The sequence below is a fragment of the Streptomyces sp. NPDC044571 genome, assembly GCF_040647115.1.
Lineage (GTDB): Bacteria > Actinomycetota > Actinomycetes > Streptomycetales > Streptomycetaceae > Streptomyces.
The window spans coordinates 94,985-117,078 of sequence record NZ_JBEZBN010000008.1; the positions used below are offsets into that span (position 1 = coordinate 94,985).

Annotated in this window: 18 protein-coding genes; 7 read left to right on the forward strand and 11 right to left on the reverse strand. The window is 73.9% G+C overall.

The window, feature by feature from the left end; translation table 11 throughout:
* Positions 1-78: 78 nt before the first annotated feature.
* The 9 genes from AB0B01_RS06620 to AB0B01_RS06660 all read right to left on the reverse strand — a co-directional run bounded on the left by AB0B01_RS06620 (position 79) and on the right by AB0B01_RS06660 (position 10,815).
* Entirely contained in the window at positions 79-1,107 is a 1,029-nt protein-coding gene (locus AB0B01_RS06620; RefSeq protein WP_361713579.1) for a glutamate ABC transporter substrate-binding protein, read from the reverse strand.
* Positions 1,108-1,112: 5 nt separating this feature from the next.
* Positions 1,113-2,513, reverse strand: a complete 1,401-nt coding sequence (locus AB0B01_RS06625; protein WP_361713581.1) for a hypothetical protein — start codon at positions 2,511-2,513, stop codon at positions 1,113-1,115.
* A 206-nt stretch (positions 2,514-2,719) separates the two neighbouring features.
* The gene (locus AB0B01_RS06630; RefSeq protein ID WP_361713583.1) at positions 2,720-3,781 is read right to left on the reverse strand and encodes a BadF/BadG/BcrA/BcrD ATPase family protein; all 1,062 of its coding nucleotides are present in this window, start codon (positions 3,779-3,781) and stop codon (positions 2,720-2,722) included.
* Complete coding sequence (locus AB0B01_RS06635) at positions 3,772-5,049, reverse strand: 6-phospho-beta-glucosidase (RefSeq protein WP_361713585.1); 1,278 nt, start codon at positions 5,047-5,049, stop codon at positions 3,772-3,774. The genes AB0B01_RS06630 and AB0B01_RS06635 overlap by 10 nt, the downstream gene beginning before the upstream one ends.
* A 5-nt stretch (positions 5,050-5,054) precedes the next feature.
* On the reverse strand, positions 5,055-5,909 hold the full coding sequence (locus AB0B01_RS06640; protein ID WP_361713587.1) for a carbohydrate ABC transporter permease: 855 nt from the start codon (positions 5,907-5,909) through the stop codon (positions 5,055-5,057).
* A 10-nt stretch (positions 5,910-5,919) separates the two neighbouring features.
* Positions 5,920-6,924: a sugar ABC transporter permease gene (locus AB0B01_RS06645; protein WP_361713589.1), complete on the reverse strand. Its 1,005-nt coding sequence runs from the start codon at positions 6,922-6,924 to the stop codon at positions 5,920-5,922.
* 6 nt (positions 6,925-6,930) lie between these two features.
* Positions 6,931-8,265: an ABC transporter substrate-binding protein gene (locus AB0B01_RS06650; protein ID WP_361713591.1), complete on the reverse strand. Its 1,335-nt coding sequence runs from the start codon at positions 8,263-8,265 to the stop codon at positions 6,931-6,933.
* A gap of 87 nt (positions 8,266-8,352) precedes the next feature.
* Positions 8,353-9,612 (reverse strand): ROK family transcriptional regulator, encoded by a 1,260-nt coding sequence (locus AB0B01_RS06655; protein WP_361713592.1) that lies wholly within the window; start codon positions 9,610-9,612, stop codon positions 8,353-8,355.
* Between the two features lie 114 nt (positions 9,613-9,726).
* A complete protein-coding gene (locus AB0B01_RS06660; protein WP_361713593.1) occupies positions 9,727-10,815 on the reverse strand; it encodes a mechanosensitive ion channel family protein in 1,089 nt (362 codons plus the stop codon).
* Between the two features lie 237 nt (positions 10,816-11,052).
* Here AB0B01_RS06660 and AB0B01_RS06665 point away from each other — a divergent pair, with 237 nt between their 5' ends.
* On the forward strand, positions 11,053-11,586 hold the full coding sequence (locus tag AB0B01_RS06665) for an HNH endonuclease (protein ID WP_356850619.1): 534 nt from the start codon (positions 11,053-11,055) through the stop codon (positions 11,584-11,586).
* Between the two features lie 694 nt (positions 11,587-12,280).
* Here AB0B01_RS06665 and AB0B01_RS06670 read toward each other — a convergent pair.
* The gene (locus AB0B01_RS06670; RefSeq protein WP_361713594.1) at positions 12,281-15,328 is read right to left on the reverse strand and encodes a beta-N-acetylglucosaminidase domain-containing protein; all 3,048 of its coding nucleotides are present in this window, start codon (positions 15,326-15,328) and stop codon (positions 12,281-12,283) included.
* Between the two features lie 253 nt (positions 15,329-15,581).
* Between AB0B01_RS06670 and AB0B01_RS06675 the strand changes: the two genes are divergently transcribed.
* The 3 genes from AB0B01_RS06675 to AB0B01_RS06685 are packed head-to-tail and all read left to right on the forward strand — an operon-like array spanning position 15,582 to position 18,119.
* Complete coding sequence (locus tag AB0B01_RS06675; RefSeq protein ID WP_361713596.1) at positions 15,582-15,821, forward strand: hypothetical protein; 240 nt, start codon at positions 15,582-15,584, stop codon at positions 15,819-15,821.
* Positions 15,822-15,861: 40 nt separating this feature from the next.
* Positions 15,862-17,859 carry a 4-alpha-glucanotransferase gene (locus tag AB0B01_RS06680; RefSeq protein ID WP_361713598.1) on the forward strand — a complete coding sequence of 666 codons (1,998 nt, stop codon included), beginning with the start codon at positions 15,862-15,864 and terminating at the stop codon, positions 17,857-17,859.
* Positions 17,860-17,879: 20 nt separating this feature from the next.
* The gene (locus AB0B01_RS06685; protein ID WP_361713600.1) at positions 17,880-18,119 is read left to right on the forward strand and encodes a hypothetical protein; all 240 of its coding nucleotides are present in this window, start codon (positions 17,880-17,882) and stop codon (positions 18,117-18,119) included.
* Positions 18,120-18,219: 100 nt separating this feature from the next.
* Here AB0B01_RS06685 and AB0B01_RS06690 read toward each other — a convergent pair whose 3' ends face one another.
* Positions 18,220-18,714 (reverse strand): MarR family transcriptional regulator, encoded by a 495-nt coding sequence (locus AB0B01_RS06690; protein ID WP_361713602.1) that lies wholly within the window; start codon positions 18,712-18,714, stop codon positions 18,220-18,222.
* Positions 18,715-18,822: 108 nt separating this feature from the next.
* Between AB0B01_RS06690 and AB0B01_RS06695 the strand changes: the two genes are divergently transcribed.
* The 3 genes from AB0B01_RS06695 to AB0B01_RS06705 all read left to right on the forward strand — a co-directional run bounded on the left by AB0B01_RS06695 (position 18,823) and on the right by AB0B01_RS06705 (position 22,089).
* Positions 18,823-20,109, forward strand: coding sequence for an MFS transporter (locus AB0B01_RS06695; RefSeq protein ID WP_361713604.1), 1,287 nt, complete (start codon positions 18,823-18,825; stop codon positions 20,107-20,109).
* A gap of 73 nt (positions 20,110-20,182) precedes the next feature.
* Positions 20,183-21,106 (forward strand): EamA family transporter, encoded by a 924-nt coding sequence (locus tag AB0B01_RS06700; protein ID WP_361713606.1) that lies wholly within the window; start codon positions 20,183-20,185, stop codon positions 21,104-21,106.
* A 38-nt stretch (positions 21,107-21,144) separates the two neighbouring features.
* Positions 21,145-22,089 carry a DMT family transporter gene (locus AB0B01_RS06705; protein ID WP_361713608.1) on the forward strand — a complete coding sequence of 315 codons (945 nt, stop codon included), beginning with the start codon at positions 21,145-21,147 and terminating at the stop codon, positions 22,087-22,089.
* Positions 22,090-22,094: the final 5 nt, after the last annotated feature.

The following is a 22,094-nucleotide window of genomic DNA, read 5'->3' on the forward strand; positions in this document are numbered from 1 at the left end:
ACCCCGCCTCCGCCTCCGTCTGCGCGTCTGCCTGCGACCTCGCCCTCCCGACCCCGGGGTGCGTCCCCGCCACCGGCCTCAGCCGTCCCGGTACTTGGGTGCGGGCGGCCCGGCCACGCCGGGCAGCACGGGCTTGAGGTGGGTGACGTAGGCCTGCATCCAGGGGCTGCTGTCGCCGCCCGCGCGGTAGTTCTCCAGCACCTTGTTGACCCGGCGCACCAGGTCGGTGGCCCCCTTGTTCATGGCCACCCCGTAGAACTCGCGGGTGAAGGGGGAGCCCACCAGGCGCACCGAGGGGTCCTGCGCGGCCTGGCCGGCCGCGAGCGCGTTGTCGGTGATGATGCCGTCGACCTCGCCGAGTTGGAGCCGGACCAGGCAGTCCAGCTGGTTGGGCACGCTGACGGGAACCGCGCCGTACGACTGGGCCTTGAGCGCCGCCTCCGCGGTGGAGCCGGCCGCCGTGCAGATCCTGCGGCCCTTCAGTGAGGGGTCGTACCCGGTGATCGGCGAGCCCTTGGGGGCCAGCACCTGCTGGCCGGCCTCGAAGTAGGCCGTGGAGAAGGCGACCTCCTCCAGCCGCTTGCAGTTGATCGTCATGGTCCGTACGACCACGTCGACGCGGCCGTCCTGGAGGGCGGGGATGCGCTGGCTGGTGGGGACGGCCCGGTAGATCACCGCGTTCTCGTCGCCCAGGATGTCCTTGGCGATGGCCTTGACCAGCGCGATGTCGAAACCGTCGAGGCGGCCGTCGACCGGGTTGCGGTAGCCCCACTTGAAGCTGTTCTGGTCGACGCCCGCGACGAGCTTGCCCGCCCTGCGGATCCGCTCGATGGTCGGCCCGTCCACCACGGAGGGGCGCAGGCTGGCCTCCGGGTCCTGGCAGGTGTCGGTGAGCGTCCAGGGAGCGGCTCCGATCGGGGCCGGCTGGTGCACGACCGCCGGGCGGGTGGCTTCCGGGGCGGCGTGTGCCAGCGGCAGCAGCACGGCGGCGGCCGTCACCGCGCAGGCCGCGGCCATCGCGCTCACCCCGCCCCAGCCGCGCAGCCGGCTCGCCGGGCGGCGGCCACCGCCGTGGCCCTCGTCCTCACGCCTCACGCGTATCCGCATCGCCGTCACCTGTACTCCGAAAGCCGGCGCCCGATGCCGAGCAGTGCCGCCGCGGCACCGATGGCCGCCAGGACCGCCGCACCCGTCATCAGACCGCTCAGCGCACCGAGCCCGTCGCGGGCCGCCCGGGTGAACTCTCGCTGCTCATGGGCCACTGCCTCTTCCAGCGAGGCGTCGACCGTGTCGAACGACGCCCCGCTGCTGTCCTTGTGGTCCTTGTCCCCGATGACCTGGGGCAAGGCGTCCTGGTAGTCGCCCCTCAAGTCGGTCTCCCGGGCCGCAGCGTGCCGCTGCTTCCACTGCTTGACCCCGTCGGCGGCACGGGTGACCGGCGCCCGTCCGCCGGCGTCCTCGGCCAGCCGCAGCGCCGTCGCCAGCCCCGCGTCCAGCTCCTTCATGTTCTTGGTGAAGTCCACGTCGTACTTGTCCGACTTGTTGTCCGCGGTCTGTACGGCGCCGCGGGCGATCAGCGTCAGATTCTCACTGGCGCGCGCCTGAAGCGAGGCGATCCGCGCGTCGTTGAGCACTTTCAGCGACTCCTGCCCCTCGGCGCGGGCGGTATGCAGCTCCGACCGGGCGACCGTGTGCCCGACGGTCAGCCACAGCAGGACCACCAGGGAGGCGCCCGTCGCCGTGACCAGTCCCTGGTTGAACACCCGGTTCGTCCGAAGGTAGTTGCGGCGCTGCGCCCATCCGAGGGCGACCAGCGCCAGCAGGCCCGCGCCGAGGGCGGCCAGTGGCAGGGAGCGGGCGTCGTCGTAGTCCGTGTAGAGCCGGTCGGTCTCCGCCTCGTACAGCCGCTGGGCGGCGGGCAGCAGCTGCGTGGTCATCTGCTCGTTGGCATAGCGCAGATAGGCGCCGCCGAGCGGAAGGCCCTGCTTGTTGGTGGCCCGCGCCTGCTCGATCAGGCCGGTGTAGCGGGGAAGCTGCTCGCTCAGGAGGGTGATCTGCTTGCGGGAGTCCTCGTCCGCCCCGGTGTTGGCGGCCGCGCTCACCAGCAGCCGGGAGGCGTTGGCGATGTCCTTCTCGTACCGCTCGCGGACCTCGCGCGGCTCGTCCCCGCCCGCGAGGAAGCCGCTGGACGAGGCGGTGTCGGCATCGGCGAGGGAGCGGTAGATGCTCGCCGCGTCCGCGCTCAGCGGCTGGCTGCGGCCCACCACGTCGTCCGCGGCGCCCACCCGGCCGGCGATCTGCCACAGGGTCACGGCACCGAACAGCAGCACCAGCGCCGCGAGCACGGCGCCGATGATCCGCAGTCGGCCCGGCTCGGTCGTCGCGGCCTCGCGCAGTCGCTGCACGCCCTCGGCCCAGGCGGTGCCCCGGGGCGGCGGCCCGCCGGGGGGCGGCCCCGCCGGCGGCACGACGGCACCACCACCCGGCGCGTGCGCGCGTGATGTGATGGCCACCGTGACCTCCCCCTCGGTCCTGACTGCCCCCGGCTGCCGCCGGGGGTACCCCCATCGCAGCAGTATGGCCGTACCGGCGGTCAACCACAGCACCCGATGCTGGATCTTGACGAACCACCGCCCGCCGGTGCCCCCCGCCCCTCCTTCACCGTGAATACGTCTGCACCGCCGCCACGGTTCCAGACCTGCGGCCGCTCCGGGCAGGTTCACCCGAAATGGGCACGGAGTTTTTCGCGGGCCCCGCCCGCCGCCCCCAGCGCGTCGAGTCCCAGCAGGCCGGCCCCCAGCACCGGAGGCGCCGCCACCACCGACACCCGGGCGCGGGGAGCCCGTTCGGCCAGACCGGCCGTGATCCGCCCGATCAGCTGCGGATGCCCGGCCGCCAGCACCCCGCCCCCGAGCAGTACCGGAGCCTCCTCCTCCAGCAGGTCCAGCCGGGTCAGCGCCACCGCGGCCAGGGCCACCACCTCGTCCGCCTGCCGCTCCACGATCGCCGAGGCCACCGGATCGCCCGCCGCGGCCACCGCGAACAGCACCGGCACCAGTTCGTGGATCCGTCCCTGCGCCACGGTGCCCAGGTGCAGCGCCTCGATCAGGGCGGCCATGGAACCGAGCCCGAAGTGGCCGGGCAGCGCCGCCGCCAGCGCGGTCGGCCCGCCGCGGCCGTCCTCGGCCCGCGCCGCCCACCACAGGGCCTCCGGGCCGAGGAAGCCCCCGCCGCCCCAGTCGCCGGAGATCCGCCCGACCGCCGGGAACCGGGCGGTGCGCCCGTCGGGCAGCATGCCGGCGCAGTTGATGCCGGCCCCGCACACCACCGCGACCCCGCGCGGCCCGTCCAGCCCCGCCCGCAGCACCGCGAACGTGTCGTTGCGCACCTGCGTGGCCGTGCCCCAGCCGCGGCTGCCGATCGCCCGGGCGAACTGCTGCTCCTCCACCGGGAAGTCGGCATTGGCCAGACAGGCCGAGACCTGGTCGGCGTACGGCACCCCGGGGCGCGGCCAGGGCAGTCCGGCCGCCTCGGCGGCCTGCGCGACGGCCTGCCCGAGGACGTCGACCGCGGCTTCGACGCCGTCCCGCTGCGGCTGGAAGCCGCCGGAGCGTCCGCAGCCGAGGACGGTGCCGTCCGCGGCGATCAGCGCCGCGTCCGTCTTGCTGTTGCCCGCGTCGACGGCCAGGACCGCCGGCCGCGCGGACCCGGACACCCCGGGCGCCGCCGGCCGGGCGGGCGCGGCCGCCCCGGCGGCCGGGGCGGGCTGGTTCAGGCCCATGCGAGGTGCTCCTTGTTGTGCGCGAGGAGCCGGTCCGTCAACCCCTCCGCGCGGTCGAACTGCCCCACCAGCGGGTGCGCGAGCAAGGCCCGGAAGACCCGCTCCCGGCCGCCGCGCAGGGCCGCGTCGAGCGCCAGCTCCTCGTAGGCCGTGACGTGCGCGACCAGCCCGGCGTGCAGCGGGTCGAGCCGGGGCACGGCCAGCGGCACCGGGCCGCTGCGGTCCACCCGGGCCTGCACCTCGACGACCGCGTCGTCGGGCAGGAACGGCAGCGTCCCGTCGTTGCGGACGTTGACGACCTGGAACACCGGGCCGCCGCGGCCCCGGCCGTCGCCGAGCAGCGCCGCCGCCAGGTCCACGGCCGCCTCCGAGTAGAAGGCCCCGCCCCGCCGGGCCAGCAGCTCCGGCTTCTCGTCGAGGGCAGGATCCGCGTAGAGGGCGAGCAGTTCCTGCTCCATGGCGGCCACCTCGGCGGCCCGCGACGGCTTCGCGCCGAGCTCGCGGACCACCTCGTCGTGGGCGTAGAAGTACCGCAGGTAGTACGAGGGGACGACGCCGAGGCGGTCCAGCACCGCGCGCGGAAGGCGCAGGTCCGCGGCGACGGCCTCCCCGTGCGCGGAGAGCAGCCCCGCCAGCAGGTCCTCCCCGTCCGGGCCGCCCCGGCGCACGCCCAGCTCCCAGGTGAGGTGGTTGAGCCCCACGTGGTCGAGGTGGACGTCGGCCGGCGCGAGACCGAGCAGCGCCGCGAACTTCCGCTGGAGGCCGATGGCCACGTTGCACAGTCCGACCGCCTTGTGCCCGGCCTGGAGCAGGGCCCGGGTGACGATCCCGACGGGGTTGGTGAAGTCGATGATCCACGCCTGCGGGTTGGCGCGCCGGACCCGTTCGGCGATGTCCAGCACCACCGGGACCGTGCGCAGCGCCTTGGCGAGCCCGCCCGCCCCCGTGGTCTCCTGCCCGATGCAGCCGCACTCCAGCGGCCAGGTCTCGTCCCGCAGGCGGGCCGCCTGCCCGCCGATCCGCAGCTGGAGCAGTACGGCGTCGGCGCCCTCGACCCCGGCGTCGAGATCGGCGGTCGTCGTGACCACCGCGTGGTGCCCCTGCCGGGCGAAGATCCGCCGGGCCAGTGGGCCGATCAGATCCAGCCGCTCGGTGGCCGGGTCGATCAGCACCAGCTCGCTCACCGGCAGGGTGTCGCGGAGCCGCGCGAAGCCGTCGATCAGCTCGGGCGTGTAGGTGGAACCGCCGCCCACCACTGCGAGTTTCATGGTCACTAGCCTTTCACTCCGGTCAGGGTGACGCCTTCGACGAATGCCTTCTGGGCGAAGAAGAAGAGGACGATCACCGGTGCCATGACCAGCACCGTTGCCGCCATGGTGAGGTTCCAGTTGGTCTGGTGCGCCCCCTTGAAGGACTCCAGTCCGTAACTGAGCGTCCAGGCGGCGGGGTTGTCGGAGGCGTATATCTGCGGGCCGAAGTAGTCGTTCCAGGCGCAGAAGAACTGGAACAGCGCGACGGCGGCGATGCCCGGCCTGGCCATGGGCAGGACCACGCGCAGCAGTGTGCGCAGCTCGCCGCAGCCGTCGACCCTGGCCGCGTCCAGGTACTCGTCGGGGATGGTCAGCAGGAACTGGCGGAGCAGGAACACGGAGAACGCGTCGCCGAACGCCATCGGGATGATCAGCGGCCACAGCGTGCCCGACAGGTCCAGCTGCTTCGCCCAGAAGAGGTACATCGGAATGACCACCACCTGGGGCGGCAGCATCATCATGGCGATCACCAGCAGCAGCGCGAGCCGCCTCCCGCGGAAGCGGAACTTCGCGAGGGCGTAGGCGACGGGCACCGAGGACAGCACGGTCAGCAGGGTGCCGAGGCCCGCGTAGAGCAGGGTGTTGCGCCACCAGGTCAAGAACCCGGGGGTGTGCCACACCTTGGCGTAGTTGCCCCACTCCCAGGTGTCCGGGACGAGGTCGCGGGTCAGTGCCTGCTGGTCGCTCATCAGGGAGGTCAGGAACAGGAAGACGAAGGGGAGTGCGAAGAACAGGGCGGCGGCGACGGCGAGGGAGTGCACCCCGACCCAGTGCAGTACGGCCTTGCGGTGCGGCTGCGTCACAGCCGTGCGGGTCATGTCGCTCACCTCAGTCACCTGCCCCGATCAGTCCGCCGCGGCGGCGCATCAGCAGCGCGGTGAAGGCCATGGAGAGGGCGAAGAGGACCAGCGCGACGACACAGGCGCTGCCGTAGTCGAACCGCTGGAAGCCGACGTTGTAGACGACCTGCGGCAGCGTCAGCGTGGACTTGTCCGGGTAGCCCGGTTCGAACTGCTGGCCCGAGCCGCCGATGACCCCGGCGGCCGTCTTCCCCGCCACCAGGGGCTGCGTGTAGTACTGCATGGCCTGGATCATCCCGGTGACCACGGCGAACAGGACGATCGGCGCGATGTTCGGCAGGGTGATGTGCCGGAAGCGCTGCCAGGGCCCGGCCCCGTCCAGCTCGGCGGCCTCGTACTGCTCCTTCGGCACGTCGAGCAGCGCCGCCATGAAGATCACCATCAGGTCGCCCACTCCCCACAGCGCGAGCGCGGTGAGCGCGGGCTTGGACCAGTCGGCGTCGGTGAACCAGCCCGGCGCCGGCAGGCCCACCGCCTCCAGCAGGGTGTCGACCGGGCCCGTGCCCGGATTGAGCAGGAACACGAAGGCCAGGGTCGCGGCCACCGGCGGGGCCAGGTAGGGCAGGTAGAACAGCGTCCGGAAGATCCCGGCGCCCGTCTTCACCCGGGTGATGAGCAGCCCGATGCCGAGGCCGAAGACGACCCGGCAGCTCACCATCACCACCACCAGCCACAGGGTGTTGCGCATCGCCGGCCAGAACAGCGGATAGTCGGTGAAGACGTACGTCCAGTTGTCCAGGCCGTTGAAGACGGGCTGCCGGAAGCCGTCGTACCGGGTGAAGGAGAAGTACACGGTGGACAGCAGCGGGTAGCCGAAGAACAGGCCGGACCCGATCAGCCAGGGCGACAGGAAGGCCGCCGTCCGCAGGGCCGCTCTGCGGCGCTTGGCCCGCAGGGAGCGCGGGGCGTGCGGTGCGCGTGCGGATCGCGGGGCATGTGGGGATCGCGGGGCGTGCGGGGAGACGAGGGTCATCGCTGGTTACTTCGCCTTCGCGATGTCCGTGTCGATCTGCCGGTCGGCCTTGGCGAGGGCGGCCGGGATGTCGGTGACCTCGCCCTTCTCGACCCCGTACGCGAGGTCCTGGAAGGTCAGCTGGTAGGTGCCGCCGTCGGCCTGCGCCGGGGTGGTGTTCGACTTGGGGTGGCGGGCGATGTCCAGGAAGGTCTTGAACTGCGGGGTCACCCGGAGGTCCGGGGACTCCAGCGCCGCCAGCGTGGAGGGCACGTTGTGGATGGCGTTGGCGAACGCCACGACAGCCTCCGTGTCCGTGGTCATGTACTTGACCAGCTCCCAGGCCGCGTTCTGCTTCCTGCTGCCCGAGGCGATGCCCATGACGGTGCCCGAGAGGTAGCCCTTGCCGTAGTCGGCCTCCTGGTCGTCCGGGACGGGCAGGGGCGCGGTGCCGATCTCGAAGGTGACCCCGGCCTCCTCGGCCATCGCCGCCCGCCACTCGCCGTCGACCTGCATGGCGACCCGGCCCCGGTGGAAGGGGTGCTCGGCGCTCCACTCGTCGCCGAAGCCGGCGCGGAACCTCTCCAGCTTCTCGTAGCCGCCGAGCTTCGCCACCAGGTCCTTCTGGGCGGCCAGCATCTTCGCGAAGGCGGGGTCCTTGGCGAGGTTGGCCTTGCCGTCGGCGCCGAAGTACGTCGGGCTCCACTGGGCGGCCAGCCGCATGGGGGTGGTCTCGTAGCCGTGGTAGGTGGGCATGATGCCCAGCTGGTCGTACGAGTCCCCGTGGGGCTTGGTCAGTTTCTGCGCGGCCTCGGTGAACTGGCTCCAGGTCCTGGGCGGTTCGGTGATGCCCGCCGCCTTGAAGGCGTCCTTGTTGTAGACGAGGCCGTACGCGTCGTTCAGCAGCGGCAGGGTGCACTGGTTGCCGCGGAACCGGGTGTACTCCAGCAGGGTCTTGGGGAAGACCTTCGCCGGGTCGATCGAGGACTTCTCCAGGAAGGGGTTCAGGTCGGCGAAGGCACCCGAGTTGCAGAACTTGCCGACACTGTCCGTGGTGAAGGAGGACACCACGTCCGGGGCCTTGTCCCCGCCCGCACGCAGCGCCTGGTTGATCTTGTCGTCGGTCATGTTGCCCGTGACCTTGACCTTGATGCGGGGGTGCGCCTTCTCGAAGCGTGCGATGTTCTCCTCGATGGCCTTGACCTCGCCCGGCGCGGACCAGCCGTGCCAGAAGCTGATCACGGTCTCCTTGTCGGGGTCGTCGGCCGCCCCGGACCCGCTCTGGCCCGTACACCCCCCGGCGAGGACGGATATCGCGGCCAGTGCGGTGGCGGCGGCGGTCAGGCGGCGGTTTCTGGGCATGGCGGTGCTCACTCTCTGTGCGGGGAGGAACGTTCCGGGAGGTGCCAGGGGGTGCGGAGCCGGGGTTGGATGGTCCGGGCGGTGGGATCAGCGGCGCGAGGTGTCGAAGACCTCGTCGCGCGTGGCGGCCAGGGCGCTCTCCAGCGCGCCGCGCAGGACGGGCCGCTCGCGTACGGTGCCCGACACCAGGCGGGGTCGGGACGGGGCCAGATCGGCCAGCTCCGCCTCGACGAGCTCCCGCAGGATGGCCCCGCCCGCCGCGGTCACCGCGCCCGAGAGCACCACGACCTCCGGGTCGAGTACGGCGACCAGCGCGGCGAGACCGGTGGCGAGCGCCGTGGCGTACTGCCGCAGCAGATCCAGGTGCGCCCCCTCGGGGTGCTCGGCGGCCTGCGCGAGCAGGGCGACCGCCGTGGACACCACGGCCCCCGACTCCGCCCCGTGCACGGCTCCGTGCACCGCCCCCGCCCCCGACCCGGCGTGCGGCGGCGCCTCGATCCCGAGCGCGGCCGCCATCCCGGGCAGCACCTGGACGCCGGCCACCTCCTGGTAGCCACCCGAGTTGACCCGGGTGACCTGGCGGACCAGGGGATGCCCCGGCACGGGCAGGAAGCCGACCTCGCCCGCGCCGCCGGTCCAGCCGCGGTGCAGCCTGCCGCCGAGCACCAGTGCGGCGCCGAGGCCCTCCTCGTTCCACAGCAGCACGAAGTCCTCGTGCCCGCGGGCCGCGCCGAGCCGCTGCTCGGCGACCGCGGCGAGGTTCACGTCGTTCTCGTACTCGACCGGCATCGGCAGCGCCGCCGCCAGCTCCTCCAGCAGCGTGGGGGAGTGCCAGCCGGGGAGGTGGTCGGCGTAGCGCAGCACCCCGGTGCGCGGGTCGAAGGAACCGGGGGTGGCGATGACCGTGCGGTGGATGTCGGACAGCGCGAGCCCCGCGTCCTTGACGGCCTCGCCCAGGGCCCGGGTGACCTGCTCCACCGCCCCGGTGCCCGGCGCGTACGGGAGCTCGTGGCTGCCGATCACCTCGCCGGTGAGGTCGGCGACGGCCGCGAGGACGCGGCCCGGGGTGACGTCGAGACCGGCGACCCGGGCGGCGCGCGGGTTGACCGCGTACAGCTGGGCGTTGGGGCCGGGCCTGCCGCCGTCGGTGCCGGTGGCCACGACAAGCCCGGCGGCCTCCAGGCGGGCCAGCAGCTGGGAGGCGGTGGGCTTGGAGAGCCCGGTGAGCCGGCCGATCCGGGTCCGGGACAGGGGCCCGTGCACCAGCAGCAGGTCCAGCGCGGCGCGGTCGTTCATCACGCGCAGGAGGCTGGGCGTGCCGGGGGCGGGCGTCGTGGGGCCGGGCATGGGCGCTCTCCATCCGCAGAAACTGTTAGGTAAGTTTCCTGTCAGTGTGGGAGCCGTGTCAATGGCACTGCCCCCGCGGAAATGATCCGCGGGGGCAGTGGGGTCGCCGGGGTCCTACTTGGTGATCCGGGCCGTTCCGGGGGCGGCCGGCGGCGGTATCGGCGCCGTCGCCTGGGACTGCGGGGAGGCCGGGTTCGCCAGCACCGACGGCGGCGCCACGGCCGCGGACGGGTCGGCGGGCTCCTCCTCCTCGGCGGCCGGGGCGGCCCCGCCGATGATCCCGATGCCCGCCGCGTCGAAGGCCTCCTTGATGCGCCAGCGCAGCTCCCGCGCCACGGCGAACTGCTGCCCCGGCATCGTCTTGGCCTGCACCTTCACCGTCATCGAGGCCAGCAGCACCTCGTCCAGGCCCAGCACCTCCACCGGGCCCCACAGGCGCTCGTCCCAGGGGGACTCCTTCGCCATGGCGTCGGCGACCGACTTGACCGCCTCGCGGATCCGGGCCAGGCTCTCCGCCGGCTTGACCTGCACGGCGACGTCCGCGGTGGCCCACCCCTGGCTGAGGTTGCCGATCCGCTTGATCTCGCCGTTGCGCACGTACCAGATCTCGCCGTTGTCCCCGCGCAGCTTGGTGACGCGCAGGCCGACCTCGACGACCTCGCCCGAGGCCACACCCGCGTCGATCTTGTCACCGACGCCGTACTGGTCCTCCAGGATCATGAACACACCGGACAGGAAGTCCGTCACCAGATTCCGCGCGCCGAAACCGATCGCCACACCGGCCACACCGGCACTCGCGAGCAGCGGGCCGAGGTTGATGTCCAGGGCGCCGAGCACCATCAGCCCGGCCGTACCGAGGATCAGGAACGACGCCACCGACCGCAGCACCGAGCCGATCGCCTCGGAGCGCTGCCGCCGCCGCTCGGCGTTGACCAGCAGCCCGCCGAGCGCCGTACCCTCGACGGCCTCGGCGCCGCGGTTCATCCGCGTTATCAGCTTCGTCAGCGACTTGCGCACCACCGAGCGGAGCGCGGCCGCGATGACCACGATCAGCAGGATCCGCAGGCCGAGGTACAGCCATCCGGCCCAGTTCTCCTCGATGAAACTGGCGGCGTTCGTGACGCTCTCGTGAGCCTCCTTCACGGATCCGGCCGGGTCCGGGGTGGCGGCAGCCAGGGGCAGCAGGGCGGCGGGCCAGGGCACGACGGGAACCTCCAGGTAGAACGGGGTCGCCCCACCACACTAACGGGGCATTCCGGTTACCCCGTTGTCCTGTTCGAGGGAGAGACCAGGCTCACCCGGGGAGAAAAGGGGTGTGGTTGAAAACACCTCCGACCCGTTACGGGCGCGTGGTGGCGCTTCGACCAGCCGTAAGGAGAGACTGGAGAGCAGATCGTCCCGGCGCGAGCCACGCGCCGCCGGCGTACAAGGAGGCAGTCCGTGCCGCACGTCCTGGTCCTCAATGCGTCGTACGAGCCCCTCGGCGTCGTACCGCTCCGCCGCGCGCTCGTCCTCGTCCTGGAGAACAAGGCAGTCTCCCTGGAGGAATCCGGCGCTTTTCTGCACAGCGCGACCCGGGCCGTCCCCGCTCCCAGCGTGGTCCGGCTCAAGCGCTTCGTGCGGGTCCCCTACCGGGGGCCCGTTCCACTCACCCGCCGCGCGTTGTTCGCCCGCGACGGGGGGCGCTGCATGTACTGCGGCGCGGTGGCCACCAGTGTCGACCACGTGATCCCGCGCAGCCGCGGGGGGCAGCACGTGTGGGACAACGTGGTCGCCGCCTGCCGCCGCTGCAACCACGTCAAGGCCGACCGCCACCTGGTGGACCTCGGCTGGCACCTGCGGCACCAGCCGGCTCCGCCGTCGGGGCTGGCGTGGCGGATCATCGGCACGGGGCACCGTGACCCCCGGTGGATGCCGTACCTCCAGCCGTACGGCGCGGACGACGCGCTGGCCCGCATCGGCGCCGCCTCCTAACCGGACCCGCCCGCACGCCAGGCCCCGCCGCGGAGCCCCCCGGACCCCCGCGCCTCAATCGCCGGCGGGGCTGAATTGGCGGGCCGGTGCCTGAAGGCTGGAGCGGGGCAGGATTGGCGGGCCCGTGTCCCGACGCCGAGGAGGCTCGGTTGCCCGTGCGGCGCCGTTGCGGGGGCCGGCGCCCGAACCCCTGCGCCTCAATCGCCGGCGGGGCTGGATTTGGCGGGCCGGTGCGTCAAAGGGCTGGGCGGGGCTGGATTTGGCGGGCCGGTGCCTCAAAGGGTTGGGCGGGGCTGGACTTTGAGGCCCGCGTCTACGGGTGAATTGCGGGGCTCCGGCTGGGCCGTGGCATTGGCGGGTGGGGTGGGGACACTGCGGTGGTGAGTCGAGGATGAGCGGTCACCGCCGAGTCCGTTCTCGATCCCGCCAGGATCCGCGAGCCGAGACGAACTTCCGGAGTGGCACCGCCCCACCACCGCACGCTCCCGTGCAACGTCACCACAGCCCGCGAAGCCCGCCCCGCCGCCGCACGCTGGCGTGCAACGACACCACGGCCGGCGAAGCCCGCCCCGGCCCCGAGGCCGATCCCGCGCAGCGGCGTCACCGCCCGCGAAGCCCGCCCCGGGGCCGCTCCCGTGCAACGACACCACAGCCCGGCGAAGCCGGCGCCCGACCCGGACGGCGGTCGGCCCCGTTACGGGGTCGTCGCGTAGGCCTCCGCCGTGATGAGGCTGCAGCCGTACCGCGTGGCGCGGCGTTCGCAGGTGATGCGGAGGAAGCGGCTCGGCACGGGGTCCGGGGCCAGGTACACCGACTCCGCCCCGCCCCGCGACGCCGCAACCCTGGCCGCCGGCCGCCACGTCACCCCGTCCGCCGAGGTCTCGACCCGGTACGCCGACGGGTACGCCTCCTGCCACTGCAGCGCCAGCCGTCCCACCCGCGCCGGCGCCGCCAGCTCCGCCTGCCACCACGCCCCGTCCACCGCCGGGGACGACCAGCGGGTCGTCGCCGAGCCGTCCACGGCCGCGGACGCCGGGAAGGCCGGCGTCTCGTCGGCCGACGACGAGGCCCGCGCCGAGCGGAACAGGTCCGGGCCCCCCGTCCGCGGGACCGCCCGGACGGTGAGGGTCCGGGTCTGGCCCGCGAAGGTGACCGGGACCGGGTACGTCCCCGCGGGCGTACCCGCCGGCACCGTCACCGAGACGGGCACCGACACCCGCGCCCCCCGCGGAGCCACGGCCTCGCCGGGCACCACCACCTGCACCCCCGCCGGCGCCGCCGCCGAGACGGGCCCGCGCACCTCGCCGGGCCGCAGCGCGGACACCTCCGCCGAGACCACCCGCGGTGCTCCGCCGATCTCCACGTCGACGGGTTCGGCCGCCAGGTCGAACGTGGCCTCCGGCCCGTCCGCCAGCCACGGCACCACCCGGTGCACCGCCGGGGCCGGCCCCGACCAGGTCAGCCGGACGGCATCCGCCCACAGACCGCCGACGTCCGCCTGGGTCCAGCCGGACGCCGCGGCCTCGCCGACCTTGCGCCAGCCCTCGCCCGGAACGTGCGCCTCCACCGCCGCGCCCCGCGCTCCCGGCGGCAGCGGGTCCGTCATGACCGTCACCACGGACACCGGCCGGGCACCGTCCCACTGCACCGTCCACGCCTGGGGCTCCTGCGAGACCCTGCCGGTCTGCCGCGCGGCTCCCGTCCACGCGTCCGACTCGGCCGCCGCGCGGGCGAGGAACGGTTCCAGTACGGCCTTGTCCACGCGGGCCGCGCTCGGCTCGGCGAGCCCCCGCCGGGCCTGCGCCAGCGCCTGCGCCTGCTTCCAGGCGGTCGCCCCGTCACCGCGGGCCTGGGCCTGGAGTACGTCCAGCGCCAGTTCTCCCGCCGCACCGTAGGCCGCCAGCCGCGCCACCCACGGCCCGCCCTCGCCGGAGCCGCCGGCCCCACCGCCCAGCCCCGGCAGCCCCGAGAGCCGCTCCGGTGCCTCCCGCATCGCGGTGAACTCCGCCCGCAGCCGGTCCGCCGCCGCCGGATCCCCCGAGGCGCGGGTCCGCCAGAACTCCTCCACCAGCGGCCGCAGGTACCCCGACTCCGGCTGGGCCAGCGTCGAGGACGCCGAGTTCCCGGCCAGCGCCGCCAGCGACCTGCGGGCCCGCTGGTCCGGCCCCGCCAGGTCGGCGACCGCCGCCGCCCAGGAGGCCCCGGCCCGGTACCCGTTCGGGTTCCACGCGAAGTCCGCCACCGTGAACAGCGGGATCCGCGACAGCGCGGCCTGGGGCATCGCATTGGCCAGCAGGGCCGCCGAGCCGCTCGCCACCGCCGGTTCGCGGCCCGCGTACGGTCCGAGGAAGATGCGGCCGGGGTCCCAGTCGTTGACCGGGTAGTTGTCCATGGTGACCAGGGGGCGCTGTCCGAAGGCGCCCCGCACCCCGACGAGTTCCTTCCCGGTGATCGTGCGCGGCACCACGCCGACGCCCGTCCAGGCCACTTCCACGCGCGCGTCCAGCCGTGAGGCCAGCGCCGTCCGGTACGCCGTCGCGCCCTTCTGGTGGTACTCCGTCGGCAGCAGCGACAGCGGCGCCGCCCCCGGATGCCGGGCCGCCAGGTGGGCCGCGAGCTCGCCCGCGACCTCCGCGTGCGCCTTTGCGGCCGCCGCCGGCCCCGTCCCGTACCGGACCCGGTCCGCCCGGCAGCCCCACTCCGTGTAGCTGACGTCCTGGAACTGCACCTGGAAGGCCCGGAATCCCAGCTCCCACATCGCGTCCAGCTTGCGGGCCAGGGCCGCCCGGTCGGCCGCCGAGGCCAGGCACATCGACTGGCCGGGGGCCACCGCCCACCCCAGCACCACCCGGTTGGCGCGGGCCCGTTCGGCCAGCGCCCGGAACTCCTCCTGTTGCTCCCGGGGGTACTCCTCTCGCCACTGCGTGGTGCGGTACGCGTCGTCGCCGGGCGCGAGCAGGAGCCGGTTCTGCTTGGTCCGGCCCATGAAGTCGAGCTGCGCGAGCCGCTGTTCCCGCGTCCACGGCTGCCCGTAGAAACCCTCGGTGATCCCGCGTACGGGCGAGCTGGGCCAGTCCCGCACCAGCACCCCGGGCACCCTGGCCCGCCCCGCGGCCAGCAGTTGGCGCAGGGTCTGGGCCGCGTGGAACTGGCCTTCCTCCCCGACGCCGGCCAGCGCCACCGTGTCCCGGCCGGCGGCCCGTCCCACCGCCAGCCGGTAGCCGCCGTTCGGCAGGTCCGCGGAGGTGGCCGCGCCCAGCACCCGCAGCGCGTCCTGCGCGTCGGGCCCCTGGAGCCGTACGACGGTCCCCCGTTCGGGCAGGGGAGCCCCGGGGGCCGTCTCGTGCAGGGTCCGTACGCCCGCCCCGCGCAGGGCGGTGCGGATCACCTCGGCCGCGTACGGGTCGGCGTCCGCCGCCAGGACCAGTACGGCCTCCGCCCCCAACGGCAGGTCCCGTGCCGCCTCGGCGGTCATCGACTGGGGCCGGGGCCACACCGCGGGCCCCTCGGAGGCCGCTCGCGGTGCATCGGAGCCGGGATCGAGCACCGGTGCCGCGCCCGGCCCGCCGGAACCGGAACCGGGGCCGCGGCCGGCGTCGGGAACGGGGTCGGGAACCGGTACGACCGGCGCCGTCGGCACCGCGAACGCCGCCGGCGGCCCCGCGGCCGCCGCGCCGCCGAGCAGCGTCCCGATGACCGCGATGGCCGCGGCCGTCGTCCGCCTGCTGCCCCTGAGCTGCACGGAGCCTCCCCGTCCCGAGTCGTTCCCCCGGTCGTACGAATCAGCCAGAGCCCACCACCCGTGCGGCCGGGGTGTCAATTGCGGGCGGGTGTTCTGACCGGGATACGCCAGGAATGCGAGGCTGCCGACTGGGTATGGCTGCGATGTTCCCGGCGTTGTCCCGCGGGTCTGACATACATGCGTAATTCCCCGGCGTCGTTCCAAGGGTCTGACACACACTCATAGTCCCGACGGAAGAAAGAGAGTGCACACCATGGACGCCGCAGCCCGCACCCTGCAGACCATCGCCACCCACCCGATCAAACGTCCGCCGCTCGCCCACCTGCCCGCGCAGGCCGGGCCCGCCGAAACCGCCCTCACCAGCGAACTCCTCACCAGCGAGCCCCCGCTCGCCGGCTCCGCGTACACACCGCTGACCAGCGAGCCCCCGCTCACGGACGAGGCCCCGCTGACGAGCGAGCCGACCCTCGCCGCCGCGACCGTCGCGGCATAAGACCGGACATCGCCGCAGGCGACCGACCTCAGGGACTCACATGGACGACCTCGCCCGGCTCGCGGCACTCCACGGCGTCGCCACCTCCTACCAGCCCTCCGAGGACGTCACCCTCCGGGTTCCGGATGCCACCGTCGCCGCGGTGCTCGGGCAGCTGGGGGTGGACGCCGCCACCCCGGAGTCCGTGCGCGAGGCCCTGGCCGAGGCGGAGCGGGCCCGGGCGCGGCGCCTGCTGCCGCCCGTGCTGGTGTGGTGGGCCGGCTCGGAGCCGCCCGCGGCGCTGGCCGCCCTGCCCCCGGGGACCCGGACCCGGCTGGAGCTGGAGGGGGACGGGGCCGCGGGCGCCGAGCCGGGCGGGGTGCCTCCGCTCGGCGTGCACCGGCTCCACGCCGAGACCCCGGACGGCCGCTCCGGAGCCGCCACCCTGATCGTGGCCCCCGAGCGGGCCCCGGCCGCACCCGGCCGGGGCCACGGGCTGCTCGTCCAGCTGTACTCGCTGCTGTCCGAGCGGTCCTGGGGCATGGGCGACCTCGGTGACCTGGCCGAGCTGGCCCGCTGGGCCGGGCGCGCTCACGGGGCCGCCTTCATCCAGGTCAACCCGCTGCACGCGGCCGTGCCGGGGGCCCCGACCGACCCCTCCCCGTACCGGCCGTCCTCCCGGCGCTTCCCCGACCCCGTGCACCTGCGGGTCGAGGACCTCCCCGAACACGCCGCCTGCCCCGACCAGGAGGCCCTGGCCCGACTGGCCGCCCGGGGCGGGGAGCTGCGCCGCGGGGTCCTGGAGAAGGGGGCGCTGATCGACCGGGACGCCGTCTGGGCCCTCAAGCGCACGGCCCTGGAGCTGCTGTACGCCGTCCCGCGCACCCCCGAACGGGAGGCGGCCTACCGGGAGTTCTGTGCCGAGCAGGGCGAGCCGCTGGACCGGCACGCCGCCTGGTGCGCCGCCGCCACCGGGGATGACCCGGCGCGGGCCGACTTCCACCGCTGGCTGGTCTGGCTGACGGACACCCAGCTCGCCGCCGCCCAGCGGGCCGCCAGGGAAGCCGGGATGGCGGTGGGCATCGTCCACGACCTGGCCGTCGGGGTGCACCCGGCGGGCTCCGACGTCCAGACCGCCCCCGGTGTCCACGCCACCGGCTCGACGGTCGGCGCCCCGCCCGACGCCTTCAACGCGCGCGGCCAGGACTGGGGGCTGCCGCCGCTGCGGCCCGATGCGCTGGCCGCCTCCGGGTACGCGCCGCTGCGGGCACTGCTGCGCGGGGTGCTGCGGGCCACGGGCGCGCTGCGGATCGACCACGTCATGGGCCTGTTCCGGCTGTGGTGGATCCCGGAGGGCGCCCCGCCCGCCGACGGCACGTACGTGGCGTACGACGGCGAGGCGATGCTGGCGGTGCTGGTCCTGGAGGCCCACCGCGCCGGAGCACTCGTGATCGGCGAGGACCTCGGGACGGTGGAGCCGCGGGTCCGACGGGCGCTCGCCCGCCGCGGGGTGCTCGGCACCTCCGTGCTGTGGTTCGAGCGCGACTGGGCCGGCGACGGGCAGCCGCTGGCCCCGGCGGACTGGCGGGCCGACTGCCTGGCCACCGCCACCACCCACGACCTGCCGCCCACGGCGGCCAAGCTGGCGGGTGCGCACGTGGAACTGCGCGACCGGCTCGGTCTGCTGACCCGCCCGCTGGAGCAGGAACGGGCGCAGGACGCCGCCGACACCGCCCAGTGGCTGGACGTACTGGAGGACCTCGGCCTGGACACCAAGGGCGAGGAGGCGGCCGTGCGGGCGCTGTACGCGTTCCTGCTGCGCACCCCCGCGCGGCTGGTCGGTGTCTGGCTGCCGGATGCCGTGGGGGACCGGCGGCCGCAGAACCTGCCGGGGACCTGGGACCAGTACCCCAACTGGCGGCTGCCGTTGGCCGACGCGGAGGGCCGGCCGCTGACCCTGGAGGCGCTCGTCGCGTCGCGCCGGGCGAACGCCCTGCTGAGCGCCGTGCGGGAGGGTGCGTGCGCCCGTACGGCACCCCCGGGCGCGCGGGCCGTTTAGGTGTTCGCTACGTTTGCACCGTGGACAAGAAGAACGCTCTGCGCGCCGGCGCCGTCACGGCCGGATCGACGCTGATGATGCTGCTGATGACGTCTCCCGCGCTCGCGCTGACCCGCGACGACGGCGACGACCCGGGCCCGGGCCTGAGCATCGCCCAGACCCTCGGTCTGTACGTGGGTCTGCCGATCCTGCTGTTCGTGGTGATCGCGGGTCTGGTGATGGTGGGCGACAAGTCGCGCAAGCAGCAGAACCAGGGCTGACCCAGCGGGTCGAGCAGCCACTGAGACTTCCGGGGCGCCGGGGGTCCGCACGCCGATGCGTTCGCATCCGGTGCGGACCCCCGGCGCCCCGTCGTGCTGTCTAGACCCCGGCCAGCAGCTTACGGAGCAGGCCGGTCAGGACGGCGACCTCCTCGTCCGCGAGCCCGGAGAGCGCGGCGCGCTGCACTTCCAGGCCGGCGGCGACCGCCTCGTCGATGAGCGCGAGCCCGCGGTCGGTGATCGTCACCTGTAGGCCGCGCCGGTCGTGCGGGTCCGGCTTGCGCGAAAGCAGGCCGGCCTTCTCCAGCTTGTCCAGGCGCCCGGTCATTCCGCCCGTCGTGAGCATGAGCGTGGCCGAGAGCTGGCGCGGCGAGAGCGTGTACGGAGCGCCCGAGCGGCGCAGCGTGGCGACCACGTCGAACTCGCCGCGCGAGATCCCGAAGCGGGCGTAGGCCCGTTCCATTTCGTCTCCCATGGCCCGGGCGATCCGGTAGATGCGGCCGAAGACGGCCATGGGAGTGGTTTCCAGGTCCGGTCGCACCAGGTGCCACTGGTCGATGATCGCGTCGACTGCGTCCTTGTTGGGCTCGGTCATGGGCGCAGTATCCGGCCTCCTCCCGATCGTTCGCAAGAAAGTTGCTTGACGAAAAGTAGCTTAGGAGTAAGCTACTTTCCATCAAGCAACCTATTGGGGGAGGAAACGATGGCGGCGTCCACAGAGGTACGGGTCCCGGGGGAGCGGCCCCTGCTCGTCGCGGCGGGCGTCAGCGCGGTGGGGATCGGCATGTACGTCCCCTTCTCCCTGGTCTTCTTCCACCACGTCACCGGCCTCTCCTTCGCCGCCGTCGGCCTGGTGCTCACGGTGACCGGCCTGGCCGGCCTGGCGTTCATGCCGATGGCCGGCTCGGCCGTGGACCGCTTCGGCGCCCGGCGGGTCACCCTGGCGCTGTACGCGATGCGCACGCTCGGCTTCGCGCTCTACCCCTTCGCCGACTCCCTGCCCGCCTTCGCCGCCGTCGCGCTCGTCACCGCCCTCGCCGACCGCTCGTTCCCCGTCGCCCAGCAGTCCCTGATCGGAGAGGTGGCGCACGGCGGAGCCCAGGACCGGCTCCAGGCCTCCCTGCGGGCCCTGCAGAACGCCGGCATGGGCGCGGGCGCCATGATCGTCTCCGGGGTGCTGGCCCTGTGGGGGACCGGCGCCTTCGGCCACACCGCCTACGGCAACGCGCTGGCCTTCGCGCTCGCCGGACTGCTCGTCAGCCGGGTCCGGCCGGTGCGCGGTGCCCGGTCCACCTCCGCCAAGCGGCCGCCCGCCGGCTACCGGATGGTGCTGCGCGACCGTCCCTTCCTCGGGCTGACCGCCGCCAACTTCCTGGCCGCGCTGGGCTACGCGGCCCTGTCCGTGCTCTTCCCGCTCTACATCACCACCTGGCTGCACGGCCCCGACTCCCTCACCGGAGCGGCGTTCACCCTCAATACCGTCCTATGCGCCGGGATCGGCGTCCTCGTCGCGGGCCGGGTCCGCCGCTCCGGCGCCCGCCGCACCCGCTCGGCCGCCCTCGGGTCGCTGCTCTTCGCCGCCGCCTTCGTGGGGCAGATCGTGCTGGGCACGGTGCGCCCCGGGCAGGGCGCCACCCTCGTCGCCCTGCTGGCCGTCGTGGTCCTCTACACGCTCGGCGAGCTGGTGCACAGCCCCTCGGGCGGCGCCCTGTCGGTCTCGGCCGCCCCCGAAGCCGTCCGCGGCCGCTACCTCGCCACCTACCAGCTGTCCTACTCGCTGGCCACCGCCCTCGCCCCCTCCCTCTTCACCGCCCTGCTCTCCGTCGACGGCCGCCTGCCCTGGGCCCTGCTCACCCTCACTGCGACCGGCGCCGCCCTGGCGCTGGTCCGGCTGGAGCGGCACCTGCCGGCCGAAGCCGTGCGCGCCGAGCCGCCCGTGGCGGTCGCGGGCGCCCAGCCGCGGGATGCGGCCGCCCCCACCACCGCCTGAGGCCCGGCCCGATCCGGGAGCCAGGCCCCGCTCTTCCCTTCCGCGCCCACACCTGCCCGAGGAGTCACCCGTCATGAAGCGCCTCGCCACCGTCGCCCTGACCGCCCTCGCCCCCGTCTCCTGGGGCTCGACCTACGCCGTGGCCACCGAACTGCTGCCGCCCGACAGGCCCCTGTTCACCGGTGTGATGCGGGCCCTACCCGCCGGACTGCTGCTCACCGCCCTGTCCCGCACGCTGCCCCGGGGGCAGTGGTGGTGGAAGTCCGCGGTCCTCGGCACGCTCAACATCGGCGCCTTCTTCCCGCTGCTGTTCCTCTCCGCCTACCGGCTGCCCGGAGGTGTCGCGGCCGTGCTGGGCTCGGCCGGTCCGCTGTTCGTCGTCGGGCTCGCCGCCCTGGTGCTGGGTGAGCGCGCACGGCTGCGTACCGTACTTGCCGCCGTCGCGGGGGCCTTGGGCGTGAGCATGGTCGTGCTCACCGCCGAGGCGCGGCTGGACGCGGTCGGCATACTCGCCGGTGTCGTCTCCTCCGCCTCCATGGCCGCGGGCACCGTCATGACCAAGCGCTGGGGCCGTCCGGAGGGCGTCGGCCCGCTGGCCCTGACCGGCTGGCAGCTCACCGCGGGCGGCCTGGTCATCATCCCGGTCGCCGCCCTCGTCGAAGGGGCGCCGCCCGCGCTCGACGGCAAGGCCTTCCTCGGCTACGGGTACATGATGCTGATCAACACCGGGATCGCGTACTGGCTCTGGTTTCGCGGCATCGGCCGGCTCACCGCCACCTCGGTCACCCTGCTCGGCCCGCTCTCGCCGCTCACCGCCGCGGTCATCGGCTGGGCGGCCCTGGGGCAGGTGCTCTCTCCCGTACAGCTCCTGGGCATGGCGATCGCCTTCGGCGCCACCGTCGCCGGGCAGCTGTTCGCCGCACGTTCTTTCAGTTCTTCTGAAAAGATCGATCGGAACATTTCGATGGACCTGACCGATGAAAGGGTGCGACGGTAGGTCCACTTCGACCCGCCCGAGCAGAGGAGAGACACACCGTGGCCGTCCAGGACCGCGTCCGCACCGTCCCGCACAGCACCGCCGGAGCCGGTCATGCCGCCCGGAAGGGGGCCGCGGGACTCGGCGTCCTCCTCGCCCTGATCGCCACGGTCGTCTGGTCCGGAAGTTTCGTCGCCACCCGGGGGATGGCCGACACCGTCCCGCCCGTCCAGGCCGTCTTCTGGCGCTGGATCATCGCCGGCCTCGCCGTCACCCCCTTCGCGGCCCGGCAGGCCTGGCTCCAGCGGGAGCTGATCCGGCGCCACCTCGGCTACATCGCCCTCGCCTCGTTCTTCGGGGTGGCCCTCTACAACACGCTGGTGCACCAGGCCGGACTGACCACCTCCGCCTCCAACATGGGCATGATCATGGCTGCCTCGCCGGTCGTGATGGCGCTGTACGCCCGCCTCGGCGGCGAGCGGCTGGGCCCGCGGCGCACCGTCGGACTGCTGATCGCCGCGCTGGGGGTGCTGCTGCTGGTGGGGGACGGCTCCCTCGGCTTCGACTTCGGCGCCGGCGACCTGTGGATGTTCGCCGCCGCCCTGTCGTTCGCCACGTACAGCGCCCTGCTGCGGCGCAAGCCCGCCGCACTGGGCGGACTCGCCTTCCTGATCACCACCTTCGCCCTCGGCGCGCTGATGCTGGCGCCCGCCTACGCCGTCTCCCTCTCGGTCCAGGGCGGCTTCGAGCCCACCACCGGGACGGTCGGACCGCTGCTGTACGTGGGCGTCTTCTCCTCGGCGGTCGCCTTCTTCGCCTGGAACAAAGCCATCTCGATCATCGGGGCCGCCCGGGCGGGCGTCGTCTACTACCTCCAGCCGGTGTGTGTCGCGGGGCTCGGCTACCTGCTGCTGGACGAGCCGACCGGTCCGGCGCAGCTGCTCTGCATGGCGCTGATCCTGGGCGGTGTGGGCCTCGGGAGCGCCTCGCGCCGCCGGCGGTAGGTTCG